This is a genomic window from Euzebyales bacterium (assembly GCA_036374135.1).
GTDB lineage: Bacteria > Actinomycetota > Nitriliruptoria > Euzebyales > JAHELV01 > JAHELV01.
Genome location: DASUUK010000042.1, coordinates 45,254 through 64,575, shown reverse-complemented (window position 1 = coordinate 64,575; position 19,322 = coordinate 45,254). Strand labels below are relative to the sequence as shown.

The window sequence follows — 19,322 nt, the reverse complement described above, 5'->3', positions numbered from 1 at the left end:
CGCCCGACGAGCCGCCCTACCTGCGCGGCCCGGCGCAGGGCCCCGCCCCGCCCAGCTGCGTCCCGCCCGACCTCGCTCGGGACGCCGTGGACGGCTACGAGGCGTTCGTCGACGCCTACGACAGGGCGATCGGTTTCGGCGGTGTCGGGCCGGTTGATCCCGACCTACCTGCGATCGACGCGACGATGGTCGAGCCTCAACTGTCGTCACTGCGTGCGTTCGTCGCTGACCTACGCGCTAGCGGCGAGGCCTTTCGAGGGGAGCGCGACGAGCATGATCCGTGGGCCATTTCGGCGAATGAAGGCGACAACCGAGTTGTCGTCTACGACTGTGTGGAGATAGGCAAACACGGACGCGTGGATGAAGCGGCATCGGAGCCGGCCGACGTCAGCGCGCACGCCGACACCATGCGTCTTGATGGCGCCGCTGTACATCGTGATCGCGATGAGTGGAAGGTCGCGGGCGTGTCCGTCATCGAAGAGGGACTTGAGCAGTGCTCGTCTTCCGCGCCGTAGTGGGCTTGTTGTCGGCTGTTGCGACCGTCGCACTATCGACGCCGACCGCGTTCGCTCAAACGGTCGATGAACAGTCCAGTATTGCTGGCCGAGTCGGCGATGAGATGGTGACAGCACAAGCGTCCTACAAGCGCCAGGTCGAGTCGGTCGAGTTCGGCTCGCGGGACCTGTCGGCCCAGTCGACGTCCGCGGCGGAGAGCCAGGTGGGAAGCCCCGCGGCGGGTGGGTCCGACATGCTGGCGCGATCGAGCGTCTCGACCCTTCCCGGTTGCTACAACCACATCGTGGCCAGCGACGGCGGGACGCTGCGCTACGGCCACATCTGCCCCGGCTACGGCGGCCACCTCGGCGGCCGGACCAGCGAGTTGTTCGGCATCGGTGAGATCATCATGCGCGATCCGGTCACCGGCGAGGTCACCGACGTCGTGCCCGTGGACGAGCTCACCGGCGGGACAGCGCCGACGATCACTGTGTCCTCAGCGCTGCTCGCCCAGTTCGCCCTCGCCGACCTCGCGCTGCCGTCGCCGCTCATCGGCATGAGCCCCGAGGGCGACCACGTCACCCAGCTTCCGTCCTGGCTGTGGATCGACCGCCAGCAGTGGGGGCCGCGGGACCGCACCGCGTCGGCTGGTCCCGTGTCGGCCACGGTCACCGCGTCGCCCCTGCGCGTCGAGTGGGACATGGGCAACGGCGACATCGTCACCTGCGACGGTCCGGGCCGCGTGTACGAGGCGCGCTTCGCCGGCAGGCCCGAGGCCACCGACTGCCGCTACACGTACCGTCACTCGTCCGCTGCGCGGCGCGGTGCGGCCTATGACGTCACCGCCACCGTGGTCTGGCGTGCGAGGTGGTCGGGATCTGACGGTGACGGCGGCGGACTGGGCGAGCTGACGAGTCAGACGACCGTGCCGGTGCGTGTCGGCGAGGTGCAGGCCCTGGTCCAGTAACCACCCGATGTCACACTGGCGCTGCCCGTGTCATCCGGGACCGCGCACCGCGACTTGCACAAACGGCATCGTGTCATGCCTACAGACGATCGGGGTCGGCGCACCCGACGCGACCTGAACCGGTCAGTCCGCGAGCTCGGCCTGCGCGAAGATGCGGTCCGGTGTCAGTCGGACCAGCATCTCGCCCGCCACGGCGTTGCGTCGGGCGTACTGCTCGGCCAGCTCCTCACCCATGTAGCGGGCGGAGATCGTCCATGCGTGCGGAAACGCCGCATCCATGTCGTCGCCGCAGTCGAACATCTGCGCTGTGCCGGAGATGTGCACGAACGAGTACGGCGGTGCGGGATCGTCGACTGAGATCGCGGCGCGGTGGGTGCGGCGCAGGTTGCGTCCCTTGACGGTGTCGGCGCCGGTCATGAACACGACGTCGTCGCCGTCGAGCGTGAACCACACGGGCGCCACGTGTGGCTCGCCGTTCTCGCGGATGGTCGCCAGGTGCGCGGTGCGGGTGCCGTGCAGCAGGAACGCGCGTCGCTCGTCGTGGTCCATCATGTGCATGCGGGGTCCTCTCCCGTTTGGTCGTCGGGGCCAAGCCTGCCAGTGCGCCGGGCGGACGGCGCCGCGGGGCACACTGGCCGGGTATGCGACGGGCCGATGTGCTGTGGCTGGCCGGTCAGGGTGTGCTGTTCGTCCTGGCTTTCGTCGTCGTGCCCCGCGCAGACGGGTGGTTCGGCAGGATCGGACTCCCGGCCGCGCGACCGCTCGGATGGATGGTCTTCGCCGTCGGCGGCCTGATCACCGTGGTCGCGATGCTCCAGCTCGGGCGGCAGCTGGCGCCCCAACCGTCACCTGTCCATGAGGGACGGCTGATCGACACGGGCCTGTACGGCGTGGTGCGGCACCCGATCTACACCGGCGTCCTGCTGCTGATCGCGGGATCGGTGCTGCGCGTGCCGAGCCTGGCCGGCGCCCTGCTCGTCGTGATCAGTGCGGTGTTCTTCGACCGCAAGATCGCGTACGAGGAGGTGCTGCTCGTCGAGGCCTACGACGACTACGACGCGTACCGTGCACGAGTCCGCGCGAAGCTGGTGCCCGGTGTCCGTTGAAGGCGCGGCCGTCGCGGCGTGCCACGATGGGCGGCCATGACAACGACGGGCCGATCGCGCGTGCGGACCTCCACCCTGTCCGCCTGCAACGTGGTGGGTCCGTGACGGGCGTCGGCGGTGTGCACCGTGTGGGGCGCACCCTGCGGCTGCTCGCGCTGCCGCTGGGCACCGCCGCACTCGCCGTCGAGGGCCTGGCGCGGCGGGGCGCCGGGGCCGATCCCGACCGGGTCCGACTGGACCTGCGTCGCCGCAACGCGGCGCGCACCCGACGGGTGCTGGGCGACCTGAAGGGTGGTGCGCTCAAGGCTGGCCAGCTGTTGGCGACGCTTGACGCGCTGTTCCCCGTCGATCCCGACGAGACCTGGCGCCGGACGCTCGCGGACGTCCCGGAGCGCAACTCCGTGGTCCCGTTCCGACAGCTCGAGCCGGTGCTGCAGGCCGAGCTCGGACTCGAGTGGCGTCGGCGGTTCGCCACGTTCGATGAGGTCGCGCCACTGGCGGCATCGATCGGTCAGGTGCATCGCGCGACCCTGGCCGATGGCCGCCCGGTGGCGGTGAAGATCCAGTACCCCGACATCGCCGCGGCACTGCGCGCAGACATGCGTGCCGTGTCGGTGATGACCCGTGCGGCCGCCGCCGTAGCCCCTGGCCTGGCGCTGCCCCCGCTGGTCGCCGAGATGCGCACGAGGCTCGCCGAGGAGCTCGACTACCTGGCCGAGGCCCGTGCGCAGCGCGCTTTCGCCGATGCCTACCGCGACGACCCTGAGGTCGTCGTCCCCGACGTCCTGATCGCGACGCCGCGCGTGCTCGTCACCACCTGGCTCGACGCCCGTCCGTTCGTCGAGATCGCGGCGACCGGCACGCCCGGCCAGCGCTACCGCGCGGCGCAGTTGTACATGCGGTTCCTGTTGTCGGGACCCGAGATCGCCGGCCGGCTGCACACCGATCCCCATCCGGGCAACTTCCGTCTGACCGACGACGGACGGCTGGGCGTGCTCGACTTCGGCTCGACTCTGGCGATGCCCGACGGGATGCCCGCGACGTTCGGGCGCCTGCTGACCGTGCTGCGCCGCGGCGACGTCGACGAGATCGTCGACGGCCTGCGCGACGAAGGGTTCGTGCGTCCCGACGCCGACGTCGACGCCGTCAAGCTGCGCGACTACCTCGCGCCGTTCACGGTGCCGGCCGGGCACGAGACGTTCGCGTTCAGCCGGGAGTGGCTGCGCGGGCAGTTCTCGCGGATCAACGACCCGCGCAACCCGGAGTTCGAGGTGGCGTTGCAGCTCACGATGCCGGCCGAACATCTGTTCACCCATCGGGTGTGGCTGGGCTGCGTGGGCGTGCTGTGCCAGCTGGAGGCCACGGTCGAGGTCCGCCCCGTCATCGAGCGCTGGCTGCCAGGCTTCGACGCCGCGGCGGGCTGATCTCGCTGCGGGGTGGATTCGGTGGCTGGGCGTTGACAGGTCTCCCCATTGGGGGTGTGCGGTGTCGGGTGGCTCTTGCTGTGGGGTGGATTCGGTGGCTGGGCGTTGACAGGTCTCCCCACGGGGGCGTGCTCCCCGCTTTGCGTCCCTCCGCCGCGTCCGCGTGCGTGCCGCGGGCGAGCAAGCCGTCGCTCAGGCCGAGCAGCAGGGAGCCCTACGGCGCGTTGACGATCAACGTGCCGTAGGGAAAGCCTGGTCCAACCGCTCGGCGGTCGCCGACGACACGAGGCAACTGCTCGCCCCACCGGCGCGGCTCCATCGAGCCGCCACCCACCAGATGCTCGTCGACGTCAGCTGTTGAACGGGTTCAGGTCGTTGAGGATCTGCTGGATCTGCTCGACGATGCGATCAGTGACCTGTTGGTCTTGTGTGAGATCGTCGATGCGGCGCTGCAGCTCGTCAAGCCTGCCGGTCTCGGTGCCGTTCTCGTTCGCGCCGTTACCCTGGTCGTTTCCGCCTGCGGCCGCAGCCGCCTGGTCGAGCGCGTCCTGCAACTGACGCTCGAGCTCGTCGATGCGCCGCCGGGTCGCCTCGTCGGCGTCGCGACCGCGCTGCAGCAGATCCTCGAGCTGGTCAGCGCGCCGGTTGAGATCGTCGATGAGGCCGCCCTGGTTCCCACCGTCAGCAGTGCCGTCGCCCGTGTCCGTATCGGGCTCCGGCTCCGGGGCGGGCTCGCTGGCGACCGGGGCGTTCTGCGCAACGTCGGGCTGGGCGTTGTCGGCCCACGCCATCGCCAGGACGACCAGCAGAAGGACCACCCCGAGCGCGATCGCCACCGCCCGCGCGGTCATGCGGCGACGACGCCGGGGTGGTGGTTCGTCGTAGCGGTCCGTGTACTCGGCGGGTTCGTCGGTCCACTCGTCCTCGACCGCCATCGTCGCGTCGGCCGGCATCGCCCGTGTCGAGGACACGATCGTGGCCCCCAGCGGGGCGAGCCCGCCGGCGATGCGTGTGAGATCCGCGCGCAGCGCGGCCGCGGAGTCGTACCGTGCCGCGGGATCCTTGGCCAGCGCACGGTTCACGACCTGTTCGAGGTCGCGTGGCGCGTCTGGACGGAACTCCGACAGCGGGGGGACGGGCGCGTCGATGTGGGCCATCACGATCGCCGACGAGCTGTCACCGTCGAACGGCGGACGTCCCGCGAGCATCTCGAACAGCACACAGCCGAGCGCGTACACGTCGCTGCGCCGGTCCGACTGACCGCCGCGCGCCTGCTCCGGCGCCAGGTACGGTGGCGAGCCCTGGATGGTGGTGATGTCGCTGCTGGCGGCCCGGGCGATGCCGAAGTCGGTGACCTTCAGCGCCCCGTCCGCGTCGAACAGCACGTTGCGCGGCTTGACGTCGTGGTGGACCAGACCACGATCGTGGGCGGCCTGCAGGGCGTCGCAGATGCCGATCGCCGTCTGCGTCGCGTCGGCCACGTCCATCTGGCCATCTTGTTCGATCACGTCGGCCAGGGTGGGGCCCTCGACGAGCTCCATCACGATGGCGTGCGTGTCGCCGTCGTTCACCGCGTCGAAGACATTGACGATGTTGGGGTGGTTGAGCGACGCGGCGGCTCGCGCCTCGCGGCCGAAGCGTTCGATCGACCGTGCGTCCGCCAGCAGGTGCGGAGCGAGCACCTTGACGGCGACCTGCCGGCCGAGCCGTTGGTCGTGGGCGCGGAAGACCTCGGCCATGCCACCACGACCGAGTCGCGACAGCAACTCGTAGCGACCGCCGATCACATCACCTGGAACAGCCATACCTGACAATGATCACCGTTGAGCGTGGTCGATGCCAACCGACCGCACGGCCGTGTCGCGCGATCGCGACAGAACTGTGACAATCGATCGGTGCCGGACGAGCTCGAGAGCGCGAGTCACTCGTCGCGCACGCTGACCATGAAGTCATCGAGCGTCACCGGGGGCTCGAGCGCGAAGCGGTCGACGAGCAGCCGCGGATCGATGATGCGGTCGACGCGGAAACTGCGGTGGTCCTCGCGCAGCTCACACCACGCGGCCACCGTCCACGTGCGGCCCCAGAAGAACAGGCCGAGCGGGCGGATGACCCGTTCGGTACGCTCGCCGTCCGGGGTCGAGTACGTCATGTGCATGCGGTGACGGCGGTCGATCGCCTCCCGCACCACGCCGAGCGTCTCGCGTGGCTCCTCGGGTGACCAGTACGACAGCGCGTACAGCGCGGTGTCGGTGATGCGGTGCCGCTCGCTTGGCGGTAGGACGGCCTCGACCTTGGCCAGCGAGCTGCGCGCCGCTGCCCGCAGGCGTGGATCACCCCACGCCTCGACCATGCGCCCACCCAGGACGAGCGCCTGCACCTCTGCGACGGTGAACATCAGCGGTGGCAGTTCGAAGTCGGAACCCAGGCGGTAGCCGACGCCGGCCTCGCCCTCGACCGGGATGCCCGCCGCGACGAGATCCGCGATGTCGCGGTAGATCGTGCGCACCGACACCTCGAGCGCATCGGCGAGCTGCGCCGCCGTCGTGACGGGACGGCGGCGCAGCTCGAGCACGATCGAGAACAGCCGGTCAGCTCTGCGCATCCTTGGCGGCAGTGTTCGCGATCTCGTGGAAGAAGTCCACCACCACACCGGCCGGGTCGGTCACCGTGAAGCTGCGCCAGCCCCACGGCTTGTCTGTGGGTTCCGGCGCGTCGACGCCGCGGCCGACCAGGACCTCCTGGTACTTGTCCGCGTCGTCGACCGACACCGAGACGACCAACCCACCGGCGAAGGTGGGCTGGCCGGCCAGCGGACCTCCGGGCTGGTCCGGCGCCATGAATGCCAGCTCGCGTGTGTGCTCGATGTCGCCGAAGCGCAGTTGCACGTAGGTGTCCATCTCGATCGTCGTCGTGGCGCCGAGCCGGTCCACGTAGAAGGCGCGCACGACGTCGAGCGCATCGGTGATGATCAGCGGGACCATGTCGGGGTGTGCCATCGCGGGTCCTTTCCTGGGTGCATCGGGTGCGATGGGGACACCATGACGGTGGGCTGCTGACACCTTCCTGGCAGCAGACGCGGTCCTGCTGACACGGGTCTGTCAGGAACCTGGCAGGATCCCCGCAGTCGATCGGAGGTCGATCATGCGTGGACTGGTGCTCGATGGCGTGGGAGACATCGCCTACCGGACCGATCTGCCCGACCCGACCATCGAGGCGCCCACCGATGCCGTGGTGGCCGTCCACCGCGCCGGACTGTGCGGGTCCGACCTGCACCCCTACGAGGGGCGCGAGAGCGTGCGCTTCGGCGTCGTCACCGGCCACGAGATCGTCGGCGAGGTTGTGGCGACGGGCGGCGCAGTCACGGCGGTCGCGGTGGGCGAGCGCGTGCTCGCCGCCTTCACGACGTCGTGTGGCCGCTGCGCCCCGTGCAGGCGTGGGCTGACCGCGCGGTGCGTGCGCGGTGAGCTCTTCGGGTTCGGTCCGGCCGACCGGCCGCACGCGCCCGCGCTGCACGGCGGCCAGGCAGAGCTCGTGCGCGTGCCCCTGGCCGACACCACATTGGTGGCCGTGCCGCCATCGCTGGACGACACCGCCGCGGTGCTGTTGACCGACAACCTGCCGACGGCGTGGTGCGCGGTCGAGCGCGCCGACCCGCGACCGGACGCGCCGGTGGTCGTGGTCGGCCTGGGGGCGGTCGGACTGTGCGCGGCCGCGGTCGCGATCCGCAGCGACGCGTCGGCTGTGCTCGCGGTCGATCCGGTGCCCGCGCGTCGGGCTGCGGCCGCCCGCCTCGGCGTCCACTGCGCACGACCGGAAGCGGCCGTGGAGGTGCTCTCGGCGCTCGGGTCCGACGAGGGCGCCGCGGCGGTCGTCGAGGCGGCCGGCGGCCACCAGGCGCAGGCGCTGGCCTCGGAACTGGTCCGTCCGGGCGGGACGCTGTCGGTGATCGCCGTGCAGACCGGCTCGGCGTTCGGCTTCTCGCCGGTCGATGCCTATGGCCGCAACCTGACGGTCCGGTTCGGCCGGGCGCCGGTGCGGAGCGCCCTCGACCGCATGCTTCCCGACGCCGTGGAACTGGCGCGCACGCTGGCGGACGTGGTGATCACCCATCCCCACGTGGACCTGGCCGACGGTCCAGCCACGTACGAGCGGTTCGCGAGGCACGCCGGCGGCACGATCAAGGCCGTCTTCGCGCCGTGACGGGCGGGGCCCGAGAGCGGTTGTGGGGCCCCAGGGCTCCCGTCACCGGCCCTGGGACCCCAGGCCTCGCGTCCGTTTCGCGCGCGCTGACCGCGAACACGTACGCCACCGTCGAGTGTGCTCCGGGTGGTGGCGTCGACCCGTGTCGCGGTGCGGCCACCTGAGCCTGCTCACCGAATCCCTCTACAAACACGCACGCGGACGGGTTCCGGTTCACCCCGTCACCGTGGCGCCCCCGTCCCGGCCCACCGCGTCTTGCGGGACGCGCAACGGTCTGCGCATCGTAGGTGGGGTGGATGACCACACGCGGCCGCCCGGGTGCGGCCGACGCCTGCGCAGCCGACGTCCCCCGGACCGACGGTGCCGCCGCGCCGCATAGGTGTCGCTGCGGCCGTCGTTGACGGCACGCGCGTGGCCGGCGACGTCGAGGTGGACGATGGCCGGATCGCGGCGGTCGGCCGCGCCCCGGCGGGGCGCGAGGGCCTGGCCGTGCCCGGTCTGATCGATCTCCACGTGCACGGCTGCGGTGGCGTCGACTTCCTGACCGCCGACGGTGACGCGTGGGACCGCGGCCGCCGGTACCTGCTGGCCGCGGGCGTGACAGCGTTCCGGCCGGCGCTCATGACCGCCCCGCCCGGCATGATGATCGCCGCGCTGGGCCGGCTCGCCTCACTGCGCGGCGAGAGCCCGCGCATGCTCGGCGCCCACCTGGAGGGCCCGTTCCTCGCCCCGAACCGCCTGGGCGCGCACGATCCTCGGCACCGCCGGGACCCCGACATCGCGTTGCTCGAACGCCTCTTGGCGGCGGGGCCGGTCGGCGAGGTGACGTTGGCGCCCGAACTGCCGGGCGCGCTCGACCTCGTCGAGCTGCTGACCGGTCGCGGTGTGACGGTTTCGGTCGGGCACACCGACGCGACCGCCGCGCAGGCGCGCGCGGCGTTCGATGCCGGCGCGCGCAGCGTCACCCACCTGTGCAACGCGATGCGGCCGTTGCACCATCGCGACCCGGGGGTCGTCGCTGCGGCGCTGACCGCCGGCGCGGTGACGGTCGAGTTGGTCGTCGACGGGCACCACCTCGATGACGACATGGTGCGGGTGATCTGGCGGTGCGCGGGGGACCGGGTCGCGCTGGTGACCGATGGCACCGCCGCAGCCGGCATGACCGACGGCACCTACCGCACGGGTGGCATCGTGCTGACGGTCGAGGACGGAGTGGTGCGCAATCCACGCGGCGCGTTGGCCGGCAGCGCGCTGACGATGATCGACGCGGTCCGCAACCTCCACGCCCTCGGCGTCGACCGGGCGGCTGCCGTCATGGCGGCCACGCGGGTGCCGGCGGACCTGGCGGGACGCCCCGACCTGGGACGGCTGCACCCAGGAGCCGCGGCCGATGTGGTCGTGCTCGACGACCGGTTCGCCGTGCGGGAGACGTTCGTCGCGGGCGCCAGGGTGCACGCCCGATGACGTGCGGCGTCGACGGCCGGTGGCTGGTCGCCGACGGACGCGTGACGTGGGACACGGGTCGGTGCCCGCGATTCCTCAATTTCGGCGAGGTGGGCAGCTGTCTGGAACAACACGATTGAGATCATGGGTCGAGAGGAACAAGAGACGCGCGCATGACGCGACGCCGGTCGGTCGGGGCGGGAGAAGGCAGCGGTGTGGAGACGCGGACAGACCGACCGTCCCCGGGCGAGTCCCGCCCTCGCGCAAGGCCGACCGTCGACAAGCGCAACGAGGTCTGGGATCCTCTTCGCCTCGTTGGCGGCACGTCGACGGTCCGCTCGTGTTGAGCGTAGTACCTGGGCGCCGCCTGGTCGAGGGGCACGCACCGATCGCGGGTGCCCGGGAGGTCGGGGTCACGCGCCGCGTCGGACGTGCAGCTCGGGGGACCAGCTGTTGCGGGCCTGACCCGCGACACGCCGCGTGCCGTGCCACACAATCAATGGGGGAGTGGCACGGCGCGCGGCCGAGCCGCTGACGGACAGGAAGACCGTGGAGATCCGACCGCTGCGACCAGAGGACGCCGAGCAGGCGTTCCAGCTACGGGTACACGCCTTCAGCTCGTCGACGCGCGGCGACTACGACGCCGCCGAGGTGTATGCGCCCGACGAGCATCGCCTCGTCGCTGTCGACGGCGGCCGTGTGGTCGGCCACCTGGCGGTGTGGCCGGTCCACCAGTCGTTCGGAGGCCGGGCGGTTCCGATGGCAGCGGTCTCGGCCTTCACGATCGCCCATGACCAGCGTGGCCGCGGCATCGGCTCACAGATGCTCACGGTCGCGCTCGAGCGCATGGCGGACGCGGGCCTGGCGATCTCGACGCTGTATCCGTCCACGCCGGTGCCCTACCACCGTTGGGGCTGGGAGTTCGCCGGCGAGCACGTACGGCGCCGCGTCGCCACACGGGCGCTGCTGGATGTTCCGGCGCCGGCCGTTCCCGTCGAGCTGCGCCCGTATGCTCCGGCTGATCTGGACGCGCTCGTCGAGCTGAACGACCGACGGGCACAGCGTGAGCCGGGAGCGCTGATCGGCGGAGACCGCTGGCTGCGGCGCGCGCTGCAGGCCGACCCCGACGAGCCCGAACTGGCGGTCGTCGCCGTGCGCGACGGTCAGGTCGCCGGCCTGCTGCTCGCGGTCAAGGAGTCGGCCGACGACGGCATCTACGGGCTGCACGTGCTGCGGTTGTTCGGCGCCGACCGTGACGTCGAGCGGGCGTTGCTGCGCTGCGCCGGACACCATCACGCGGTCGCGGCCACGTCGGTGCTGAGGTCGCGGACCGCCGATCCGCTGCTGTTCGAACTGTCGTCGCTGACGCATCTCGATCCCGCCTGCGAGCACTTCATGACCCGCGTGATCGACGCACCGGCGGCGATGACGGCGCGTGGCTGGGCGCCGGTCTCGGCGACGATCGAGCTCGACATCTCCGACGAGCGGCGGAGCGCCAACCACGGTCGGTTCGTGCTGGAGGTGGCCGATCGGTTCGCCGTGCTCACCCCGGGGGGATCGGGCCGGGTCGCGCTCGACGTCCGGGCGTTGGCGAGCCTCTACACCGGCTTCACGACGGCATCGGCGCTGGCCGCCGCCGGGCGCGTCAGCGGCGATCCGCCAACCGTCGCCGCGATGGACGACGCGTTCGCCGCGCCTGCGCCGTGCATGCGTGACACCTACTGATCGGCGGGGGCGGCCGCGCCCTGGCGGCCGACCCACTCGTCGACCAGGTCTCCGAGCACCCCGAGCGTGACCATGCCCGAGCCGAGCACGGTGTCATGGAACCCCCGGATGGCGAAGTCCTCGCCGAGCGCATGCTCGGCGTCGTCGCGCAGCCGCCGGATCTCGATCTGCCCGAGCTTGTACGACAGCGCCTGACCGGGTATCGCGATGTAGCGGTCGACCTCCGCGTCGATCGTGTCGAATGGCAGGGGCGTGTGCTCACGCATGTACGTGACCGCGTCCTCACGGGACCATCCCTTGGCGTGCAGGCCCGTGTCGACGACCAGCCGGGCGGCGCGGAAGGCGTCCAGCGCCACCATGCCCAGCAGATCGCTTCGTCGGGCGTACAGTCCCATCTCGTCGGCCAGGCGCTCGGCGTACAGCCCCCAGCCCTCGACGTAGGCGGTCTGCAGCGAGTGCTGCTGGAACGCGGGCACGCCGGTCAGCTCCCCGGCGATCGCCAGCTGCAGGTGGTGGCCGGGGATCGCTTCGTGGAAGGCGGTGGCCTGGCCCTCGAACCGGAACATCGACGACGCGTTCCGTGTGTTCAGGAAGTATGTGCCGCCGCGTGACCCGTCTCCGGCGGGCTGGATGTAGTAGGCCGGCGGCGCGCTCGCGACCAGGAACTCCGGGACCGGCCGGACCTCGCAGTCGGCCTCGGGCAGCCGTCCGAACCACCGGCCCAACTCGGCACGGGCGCGTTCGAGCGCGGCCCGCGCGTCGTCGACCATCTGCTCGCCGGAGTGGTAGCGCAGGTCGTCGTCGGTGCGCATCCGTTCGAAGACGGCGCCGACGTCGGACGTGCCGAACAGCTCGTCGCCCAGCGTCGCGAACTGCTCGGCCAGCGGTCCGTCGTTGTAGTCGCGCCCGATCGTGTGGATCTTGTCCGCATCGATGTCGAGCGACGTCGAGATCCGTGCTTTGTCGTGGTACAGGCGTGCACCTTCGTCGAGCCAGCACAGCCCGGCGTGGCGGTCATCGCGCCCATGCGGCACCAGGTGCTCGGCGATGCCGTCGCGGTACCGACGCATCGCCGGTCGCACGACATCGTTCGCGACCGCACGCAACTGGTCACGCCACGCCGACTCGCCGTCCCAGTCCGCCGGACCTGCCATGGTCACCAGCGGATCGTCGTCGACGGGTGTCGCAAGGTAGCCGTCGAGCTGCGCGAGCACGTGCGCCAGGTTGCGGGACACGGGGGTCAGCCCCCGCTCGACGCCCTCGACGAACCGCGCCAACGCCTGGTCAAGGTACCGGTCGGTCTGACGGAAGCGGTCGACGGCCGCGGACGCCCACGGCGGCGCCGGGAACGTCATCGACGCCGTGGCCTGCAGCAGCAGCAGGTGCGGTCCACCCATCTGCTGGCACGACAGCAGCACGTGTGACGGGCCGTCGCCGTGCGTGCCGCCGAGTGCACGAAGGCGGGCGTCGATCTCGGCGCGCAGCATGCTGGTCGTCACCCGGTCGGTGTGGGTGTCGGGCGTCAGCTGTTCGGCGTCGCGCAGCAGCTCGGCCAGGCGTGCCCGCTGGCGTTCCTCGGCCTCGCTGGACAGATCCTCCATCTCGCCGTCGTGGTCGTGGACGCCCAGCAGCGTCGCCCATGACGGCGCTATCGACAGCAGGTAGGTCCAGTACTGGTCGGCGAGCTCGGCGGTCGGCACGGACGCTGCTCCTTGGTCGCGACGGCCCGCCGATGCTATCCGGACCACCGCGACGGGCGTGTGACCGGCAGGAGCAATGGGCGATGGCACCGGCGGGTGAGGCCGGTGCCATCGGGTGTGCTGTAGGGCTCAGGCGGCGCGGACGACGGGCTCGTCGCTGGTCCGGCGGCTGTCGAGCGAGGCGACGGTCGCGGAGCGCTCGGCCTGGCGGGCCTGGTACTGTTCGATCAGCTGGGCGAGGTACGCGGGGGAGATCATGTCTGATCCTTCGTGTGGCATGGACGGCTGTCGATCTGACAGTGGTCACGGTACGGCGAGCCGGCCGGCCGCAGATCGGTGACCGGTGCCTAGATCCAGAAATCGGACGGCCTACATCGGGAGCGGTGTCGGCCGCTGCCCGCGCGTGCGAGGATGGACGTGATGCCGCTACGGCAGCGGCAACGGACCGGTCGATCCCGCCCATGACGGAAGAACTGCGCCAGGACATCCAGCGGCGGGTGCACGCAGTGCAGCGCCGCTACCACCAGGGCGGCCGGATGGTGCGCGCCGTGTGGGTCATCGCAGCGGTCGCGGTGGTCGTCGCCGGCCTGGCGATGCTCGTGCTGCCCGGCCCTGCCCTGCTCGTCATCCCGATCGGCCTCGCGATGCTGGCCGTGCGCTACCGGTGGGCGCAGTGGGCGCTGGGCGAGCTGATCGACCGTGGCGTCCGCATCCAGCGCGCGTTCGCCAGGAGAAGCCGGGGGGTCCGGCTCATTTGGAGCGTCGCCGTCTGCCTTGTCATCGTGGTCGCCGGATACACCATCGTGCGGTGATGCCGCGCGGTCGCGGGTTGCGACGGCCCGTGGGCTGCGCGGGCCCGCCGGTCAGCCGCTGGTGAGGTCGGCGAACTGCTCCCAGCGCCCGTCGGCGAGCAGTCCGGCCTGCGTGGGCCACCCCGACGGGTCGTGCATCCGGTAGCGGGGACCGGCCTCGGCCAGCACTTCCTGCAGTCGCTCGACGTCGGCGGCGCCCAGCGCGCGCCACGTATCGATGCCGGCGTCGGCGAGCAGGCCGGCGATCTTCGGGCCGATGCCCTCGACCACGGTGAGATCGTCGACCTTGATCTTCGTCCCCAGGACCTCCGTCGCCGCGGACACGTCGGGTGGCGGCTGCGTGGCGGACCCAGCCTCTCCGGACGATGCCGCCTCCCCGGACGACCCAGCCTCCCCGGACGACGCGAGCTCGGCTTCGAGCTCCGCCACGCGGGCTCGCAGTTGCTCAGCCTCGCGCCTGGTCCGCTCGAGCTCCCTGCGGTACGCCGCGAGCTGATCGGCTTCGGCGCGCACGCCGGCGAGCTCTGCGTCGAGCGCCCGCAGCTGTGCGGTCAGCTCCGCGCTGCGCGTCCGTTGCTCGTCCAGCAGCTCACGCGCCTCGACGAGTCGCCGGTCCCGAGCGGGGTCGTCGCCCGTCCACCACCGCCACCACCACAGCACTGGCCCCATCGTCCATCCGTTCGCTCGTGGGCCGGTAGATCCCAGACCACGGTAGTGGTTGTCGCGGTCGACTGTCGGCGATGTGCCACCGAGATCGCGGGTCAGTCGACCACGCCGCCACCGCCTGTCGCACGATGGCGCCGCGCTGAGGCATGATCGCCGCTGCGCTGGAGGTCGGGCCACCAGCGCAACTGGCGGCTGACCGGGCCGGACCGCGGTCGACCATCGCCGTGGCGGCCGAGCCGGCGCGCGTGCGTACGATCCAGGCATGACGCCACACCACAGCGCGCCCGTGCGGGTGCGCGTGCTCGGCACGCTGGAGATCGTCGGCGACGACGGCGCGTCGATCGCGCTGGCGTCACCGAACCTGCGGCGACTGCTCGCCGGCCTGGTGCTCAACGCCGGCACCGTTGTCTCGGTCGACCGGCTCGCCGACATCGTGTGGGGTGACGACCCACCGACGAACACCACCGGTGCCGTCCAGACGCTCGTATCCCGGCTGCGCAGCAGACTGCCACAGAACGACACCCACGTCCCGCAGATCGTGACGCGTGCGCCCGGCTATGTGCTGGACCTCGCCGACCAGACACTGGACGCCACGGTCTTCGCCGGACTGGTGGAACGCGCCCAGGCGGCCGGGGCCGATGCGGCGACGGTGGCCGGGCTGCTCGACGAGGCGCTGGCACTGTGGCGCGGCGACGCGTACGCAGAGTTCCGTGACGAGCCGTTCGCCCGCGCCGAGGCCGCGCGGCTGACCGAGCTGCGCGCAGCCGCGCTCGAGGATCGCGCCGAGGCGGCGCTGGCGCAGGGCGACACCGACGGCGCGATCGCGCGCCTCGAACTGCTGACCCGTGAGCATCCGCTACGCGAGCGGCCGCATGCGCAGTTGATGATCGCTCTGTACCGCGCGGGCCGCCACGCGGACGCGCTCGCCGTGTACCGCCGCTACCGCAGCGTGCTGGACGAGGAGCTCGGGCTGGAGCCGTCGGCCGAGCTGCAGCACGTCGAGCGGCAGATCCTCCGCGCGGATCCGGACCTGGGTGGCGCCGGTCCGCCGGTCACCGACGTCGCCATGCCGGACGGTGGGGGGCGGGCGGCCTCGCGACCCGTGCGGTCCCCGACGCTGGCGCCCGCGCAGGCCCTCGTCGGTCGCGACCGGCTGGTCGACGATGTCGTCGGCGCCCTGGCGCCCGGGAGGCCACTGACGTTGGTAGGCCCGGGCGGCGTCGGCAAGTCCAGTGTCGCGCTCGCTGTCGCGGCGGGCGCCGCGGAGACCCGCGCCGACGGCGTGTGCTGGTGTGAGCTCGCCTCGATCGACGATGACGACGCGGTCGTCGGTCTCGTGATGACGACGCTGCGGGCGACGCCACGCCCCGGTGCCGGCCCGCTCGAAGGGGTGATCGAGGTCCTCCGGTCGCAGCAGCTGCTGCTGGTGCTCGACAACGCCGAGCGCGTGCTCGGCGGCATCGCGCGGCTGGTCGCGGCGATCGGGCAGGACTGCCCCGACGTCGTCGTGCTGGTCACCAGTCGTGAGCGGCTCGGCGTCGCCGCCGAGCGCGTGGTCGCCGTGCCGCCACTGGCGGTGGATCCGCCGCCACCCGATCGATCGGCATCGGGCGACCGTGGCGACGCTGTCGCCCGGCGGGCAGCACGTCGGTCGACCGGTGACGGTGCGCACGGCCGCGAGAGCCCTGCCGTCCAGCTCTTCTGCAAGCTGGCGGCCGCGGCCCACGAGGGCTTCGCGCTGACCGAGGACAACCGCGACGCGGTGGTGGACATCTGTCGGCGACTCGATGGCCTACCGCTGGCGTTGGAGCTCGCGGCGATCCGGATGCGATCGATGACGCCACGCGATCTGGCGGAGCGACTGTCCTGGCGGTTCCGGGTGCTGCGCGGCGGGCGGCGGACGGGTGCCGACCGCCACCGCACGCTGCGGGCGGTCGTCGACTGGTCGTACGACCTGCTCGGCGAGCGGGCGCGGCGTGTCTTCGACCTGGTGTCGGTGTTCGCCGGAGGCTTCACCCTCGAGGCGGCCGAGCACGTCGTGGCCGCGGCGGACGCGACCATCGACGCTGCCGATGTGGCCGACGCGGTCGCCGCCCTCGTCGACGCGTCGATGCTCGGCGCGCACACGTCCTCGGGCTCCGCCACGTATGCGCTGCTCGAGACGCTGCGTTCGTACGGGCGCGAACGCCTCGGCGACGGCGACGCGATGGCGCGCGCGCGGCGTGCGCACGCCGCGTACTACACCGACCTCGCCGAGCGCGTGGCCGTGGATCTGTCCGATGTGGGACCACAGCGGGCTGCGGCCACCCTCGATCACGCCATCGACGAACTGCGCGCCGCGCACGGGTGGGCCACCGCGCACGACCTTCCCCTCGCGCTACGCCTGGTCGCCGCGCTGCCGCCGTACGCGGAGCACCGGGCGCACGGTGAGGCCTACACGTGGGCCGAGACCACGGTCACGGCGGCCGAGGATGCCGGCGTCGATCCGGCGTTGATGACCGCGGCGTACGGTGCGGCCGCGCTCAGTGCCCGGTTCCGCGGCGACCTGGAGGCCGCGACGGCGCTGGCCGAACGCGGTCTCGCCCACTGCGCGGACCCGCACGACCCCGCCGTCTACACGGCGACGTACGCGCTGTCGGAGGTCGCGCTGTACGAGGGCCGGCTCGACGACGTGCTCGCCCTTGCTGATGTCCTCGAGCAGGTGGCGCCCTCAGGGGCGAGCCGCCTGTTCGACGTGTGGCTGCGCGTCAGCCGCGTGCTGGCCCAGGCCTACAGCGGCAGGACCGACGCGGCCATCACCGCGGCCGAGCGCATCCTGGCGGCCGGTCGACGTGAGGGCACGCCGGCCAGTGTCGCGTGGGCGACGTATGCGCTGACCGAGGCGCTGGTGGAGCACGAGCCCGAGCGGGCGTTGCCGGTCGCCGAGGAGGCACTGGCCTACAGCCGTGCGTTCGACGACCGGTTCCTGGTCGGAGTGACGTTGGTGACCGCGGCCTCGCTGCACGCGCGCCACGGCAATGCATCCCGTGCGGTCGAGTTGTTCCGCGAGACCATCGACCGCTGGCGCCGTGCACGCAACTGGACGCAGCAGTGGGTCGCGGTGCGCAGCATCGTCGGCCTGCTGCTGCGGCTGGGTGCCAACGAGCACGCAGCCGTGCTGCACGGCATCGTGCTCAGCCGCTCGACGTCCTCACCGGCGTTCGGTGCCGACGCGCAACGTCTCGCCGCCGCGGCCGCCGAGCTGTCGGCCCGGCTGGGTGAGGCGGGGTTCGCGACCGCCCGGGCGCGGGGCGTGGCGATGTCCGACGACCAGGCGATCGCATGGACGCGCGATGTGCTCGATCGGCTGGCCGACGCGCTGCCGACCGACGATGTCTGAGCACGCCGTTCCCCCCGGCGCCGGGAGCGGATCCGGGGGCCGTCGCGGTGCCTTCGCACGCGGGTCGCACCCGGGTGCGGTGGCCGCCGTGGCCGATGTGACACCCGGGTGCGGTCGGATCGGTCGGGTCACAGGTGCAGTTGGTAGAAGCGCCAGAACCCGAAGTCCTCGATCGGCAGCACGTCGATGTCGCGGAAGCCGGCCTCCTGCGCGTACCGACGCAGCGTCCGCGGGCGGAAGACGGTGCCGGTGCCGGCCGACGGCTGGTGCGCCATGCCGTCGGGCAGGCAGATCATCAGGCTCAGCCCGTACATCAGCCGCTCGACGTCGTCGCCAGGTGCGGTGAACTCGTCACCGACCGCTTCGTCCATCACCACGACGACGCCGTCGGGTCGGACCATCCGGCGCGCCGCAGCCAGCACCTCGACCGGGCGGGGCATGTCGTGGACGCACTCGAAGAAGAACACGGCGTCGTAGCTGCCATCGATCGTCCCGGCGTCCGCGTGTGTGAACGTGACGCGGTCGGCGACCCCGGCCTCGAAGGCGTTGCGTCGCGCCATCTCGACCGACGCCTCGTCTATGTCGAAGCCGTGCACGGTCGCGTCGGGGTAGGCGCGGGCGATGGCGATGCTCGACCATCCGCCGCCGAACCCGATGTCGGCGATCTTCGCGCCCGGCCGCCGCAACACCCGGTCGACCCGGCGTGTGCCGGCCAGCGCTCCGGGTAGCTCGTGCTCGAACCACGGGCGGTTCATGTCCGCCTGCGACTCGCGCGCGTCGGCGCCGAACTGCTGCCAGCTCACCCCTCCGCCCGAGCGGTAGGCGTCCAGCAGCTCCGGCATCTGCACGAACACCCCCAGCATCCGCGCGAGCGGTGCGAGGTACAGCAGGCTGTGCTCGTCGGTCAGGACCTCGGCCGCGGCCGGCGACAGCTGGTACCGGCGGCCGCCCTCCTCCTCGGTGACGTCGACCCAGCCCACGACCGCCTGCTGCTCGAGCCACTCGCGGGTGTAGCGCACATGGGTGCCGGTGCGCTGCGCCAGCTCGTCGGGGGTCGCGCTGGCCTCGGCCAGCGCGCGGTACCACCCGAGGCGGTCGCCGATGTAGGCGCTCATGATCTCCAGCGTGTGGTTCGCCGCACCGAAGAGGTGCTCGGCGAACGTGTCGGCGTCGCTCGTGATCGTTGGCTCCACGGTCGTGGTCATGTCCTGCTCCTTGCTGCTGGCGCCGCGCGGATCGCCGTCGCGCCGGTCGGTGGCCGGATCCGTGCACCGGCCGCGTCGTTCGATGCCGGAACGATGGACGCCGGCGCTTTCATGGCGCTGTCAGGTCGCTGTCAGGCGGGACGCCGATGCCGTCGCACGGATGTAAGCGCGCTGACAGCGCCGTCGGGCACCGTCGTCGC

General features: G+C 71.8%; 17 protein-coding genes. 9 read left to right on the top strand and 8 right to left on the bottom strand.

Annotated elements, in window-relative coordinates:
- Together VFZ70_07250 and VFZ70_07245 are read left to right on the top strand one after the other, a co-directional pair.
- On the top strand, positions 1-515 hold a 515-nt coding region (locus VFZ70_07250; GenBank protein HEX6255595.1), incomplete at its 5' end, for a hypothetical protein.
- A gap of 104 nt (positions 516-619) precedes the next feature.
- Positions 620-1,462 carry a hypothetical protein gene (locus VFZ70_07245; GenBank protein ID HEX6255594.1) on the top strand — a complete coding sequence of 281 codons (843 nt, stop codon included), beginning with the start codon at positions 620-622 and terminating at the stop codon, positions 1,460-1,462.
- Between the two features lie 123 nt (positions 1,463-1,585).
- Here VFZ70_07245 and VFZ70_07240 read toward each other — a convergent pair whose 3' ends face one another.
- Positions 1,586-2,020, bottom strand: a complete 435-nt coding sequence (locus VFZ70_07240) for a PPOX class F420-dependent oxidoreductase (GenBank protein HEX6255593.1) — start codon at positions 2,018-2,020, stop codon at positions 1,586-1,588.
- A gap of 83 nt (positions 2,021-2,103) precedes the next feature.
- Between VFZ70_07240 and VFZ70_07235 the strand changes: the two genes are divergently transcribed.
- Positions 2,104-2,568: an isoprenylcysteine carboxylmethyltransferase family protein gene (locus VFZ70_07235; GenBank protein ID HEX6255592.1), complete on the top strand. Its 465-nt coding sequence runs from the start codon at positions 2,104-2,106 to the stop codon at positions 2,566-2,568.
- 26 nt (positions 2,569-2,594) lie between these two features.
- The gene (locus VFZ70_07230; protein ID HEX6255591.1) at positions 2,595-3,992 is read left to right on the top strand and encodes an AarF/ABC1/UbiB kinase family protein; all 1,398 of its coding nucleotides are present in this window, start codon (positions 2,595-2,597) and stop codon (positions 3,990-3,992) included.
- Positions 3,993-4,342: 350 nt separating this feature from the next.
- On the opposite strand, the gene VFZ70_07225 is transcribed toward VFZ70_07230, so the two are convergent.
- From VFZ70_07225 to VFZ70_07215, 3 genes are all read right to left on the bottom strand, one after another.
- Entirely contained in the window at positions 4,343-5,797 is a 1,455-nt protein-coding gene (locus tag VFZ70_07225) for a protein kinase (GenBank protein HEX6255590.1), read from the bottom strand.
- 116 nt (positions 5,798-5,913) lie between these two features.
- A complete protein-coding gene (locus VFZ70_07220) occupies positions 5,914-6,594 on the bottom strand; it encodes a YafY family protein (GenBank protein HEX6255589.1) in 681 nt (226 codons plus the stop codon).
- Positions 6,581-6,988, bottom strand: coding sequence for a VOC family protein (locus VFZ70_07215; GenBank protein HEX6255588.1), 408 nt, complete (start codon positions 6,986-6,988; stop codon positions 6,581-6,583). Before VFZ70_07215 ends, VFZ70_07220 begins: the two co-directional genes overlap by 14 nt.
- 145 nt (positions 6,989-7,133) lie before the next feature.
- Here VFZ70_07215 and VFZ70_07210 point away from each other — a divergent pair, with 145 nt between their 5' ends.
- The 3 genes from VFZ70_07210 (at position 7,134) to VFZ70_07200 (ending at position 11,360) form a co-directional block, all read left to right on the top strand.
- Complete coding sequence (locus VFZ70_07210) at positions 7,134-8,192, top strand: alcohol dehydrogenase catalytic domain-containing protein (GenBank protein ID HEX6255587.1); 1,059 nt, start codon at positions 7,134-7,136, stop codon at positions 8,190-8,192.
- A gap of 411 nt (positions 8,193-8,603) precedes the next feature.
- A complete protein-coding gene (gene nagA / locus VFZ70_07205) occupies positions 8,604-9,656 on the top strand; it encodes an N-acetylglucosamine-6-phosphate deacetylase (protein HEX6255586.1) in 1,053 nt (350 codons plus the stop codon).
- Positions 9,657-10,184: 528 nt separating this feature from the next.
- Entirely contained in the window at positions 10,185-11,360 is a 1,176-nt protein-coding gene (locus tag VFZ70_07200; protein ID HEX6255585.1) for a GNAT family N-acetyltransferase, read from the top strand.
- Here VFZ70_07200 and VFZ70_07195 read toward each other — a convergent pair.
- Both VFZ70_07195 and VFZ70_07190 read right to left on the bottom strand, forming a co-directional pair.
- Positions 11,354-13,060: a DUF885 domain-containing protein gene (locus VFZ70_07195; GenBank protein HEX6255584.1), complete on the bottom strand. Its 1,707-nt coding sequence runs from the start codon at positions 13,058-13,060 to the stop codon at positions 11,354-11,356. The genes VFZ70_07200 and VFZ70_07195 overlap by 7 nt on opposite strands.
- 129 nt (positions 13,061-13,189) lie before the next feature.
- Positions 13,190-13,318, bottom strand: coding sequence for a hypothetical protein (locus tag VFZ70_07190; GenBank protein HEX6255583.1), 129 nt, complete (start codon positions 13,316-13,318; stop codon positions 13,190-13,192).
- A gap of 203 nt (positions 13,319-13,521) precedes the next feature.
- Here VFZ70_07190 and VFZ70_07185 point away from each other — a divergent pair, with 203 nt between their 5' ends.
- Positions 13,522-13,872 carry a PGPGW domain-containing protein gene (locus VFZ70_07185; protein ID HEX6255582.1) on the top strand — a complete coding sequence of 117 codons (351 nt, stop codon included), beginning with the start codon at positions 13,522-13,524 and terminating at the stop codon, positions 13,870-13,872.
- Between the two features lie 51 nt (positions 13,873-13,923).
- Here the strand turns inward: VFZ70_07185 and VFZ70_07180 are convergent, their stop codons facing one another.
- Complete coding sequence (locus VFZ70_07180; protein HEX6255581.1) at positions 13,924-14,541, bottom strand: helix-hairpin-helix domain-containing protein; 618 nt, start codon at positions 14,539-14,541, stop codon at positions 13,924-13,926.
- Positions 14,542-14,800: 259 nt separating this feature from the next.
- On the opposite strand from VFZ70_07180, the gene VFZ70_07175 reads away from it, so the two are divergent.
- Positions 14,801-17,917 carry a BTAD domain-containing putative transcriptional regulator gene (locus tag VFZ70_07175; protein ID HEX6255580.1) on the top strand — a complete coding sequence of 1,039 codons (3,117 nt, stop codon included), beginning with the start codon at positions 14,801-14,803 and terminating at the stop codon, positions 17,915-17,917.
- A gap of 128 nt (positions 17,918-18,045) precedes the next feature.
- Here VFZ70_07175 and VFZ70_07170 read toward each other — a convergent pair whose 3' ends face one another.
- Positions 18,046-19,122 carry a class I SAM-dependent methyltransferase gene (locus VFZ70_07170; protein HEX6255579.1) on the bottom strand — a complete coding sequence of 359 codons (1,077 nt, stop codon included), beginning with the start codon at positions 19,120-19,122 and terminating at the stop codon, positions 18,046-18,048.
- Between the last annotated feature and the right edge of the window lie 200 nt (positions 19,123-19,322).

Coding starts and splice junctions, on each gene's coding strand:
- VFZ70_07245 (HEX6255594.1), top strand. CDS start 620: ATGGTGACAGCACAAGCGTCCTACAAGCGCCAGGTCGAGTCGGTCGAG.
- VFZ70_07240 (HEX6255593.1), bottom strand. CDS start 2,020: ATGCACATGATGGACCACGACGAGCGACGCGCGTTCCTGCTGCACGGC.
- VFZ70_07235 (HEX6255592.1), top strand. CDS start 2,104: ATGCGACGGGCCGATGTGCTGTGGCTGGCCGGTCAGGGTGTGCTGTTC.
- VFZ70_07230 (HEX6255591.1), top strand. CDS start 2,595: ATGGGCGGCCATGACAACGACGGGCCGATCGCGCGTGCGGACCTCCAC.
- VFZ70_07225 (HEX6255590.1), bottom strand. CDS start 5,797: ATGGCTGTTCCAGGTGATGTGATCGGCGGTCGCTACGAGTTGCTGTCG.
- VFZ70_07220 (HEX6255589.1), bottom strand. CDS start 6,594: ATGCGCAGAGCTGACCGGCTGTTCTCGATCGTGCTCGAGCTGCGCCGC.
- VFZ70_07215 (HEX6255588.1), bottom strand. CDS start 6,988: ATGGCACACCCCGACATGGTCCCGCTGATCATCACCGATGCGCTCGAC.
- VFZ70_07210 (HEX6255587.1), top strand. CDS start 7,134: ATGCGTGGACTGGTGCTCGATGGCGTGGGAGACATCGCCTACCGGACC.
- VFZ70_07190 (HEX6255583.1), bottom strand. CDS start 13,318: ATGATCTCCCCCGCGTACCTCGCCCAGCTGATCGAACAGTACCAGGCC.
- VFZ70_07185 (HEX6255582.1), top strand. CDS start 13,522: ATGACGGAAGAACTGCGCCAGGACATCCAGCGGCGGGTGCACGCAGTG.
- VFZ70_07180 (HEX6255581.1), bottom strand. CDS start 14,541: ATGGGGCCAGTGCTGTGGTGGTGGCGGTGGTGGACGGGCGACGACCCC.
- VFZ70_07175 (HEX6255580.1), top strand. CDS start 14,801: ATGACGCCACACCACAGCGCGCCCGTGCGGGTGCGCGTGCTCGGCACG.
- VFZ70_07170 (HEX6255579.1), bottom strand. CDS start 19,122: ATGACCACGACCGTGGAGCCAACGATCACGAGCGACGCCGACACGTTC.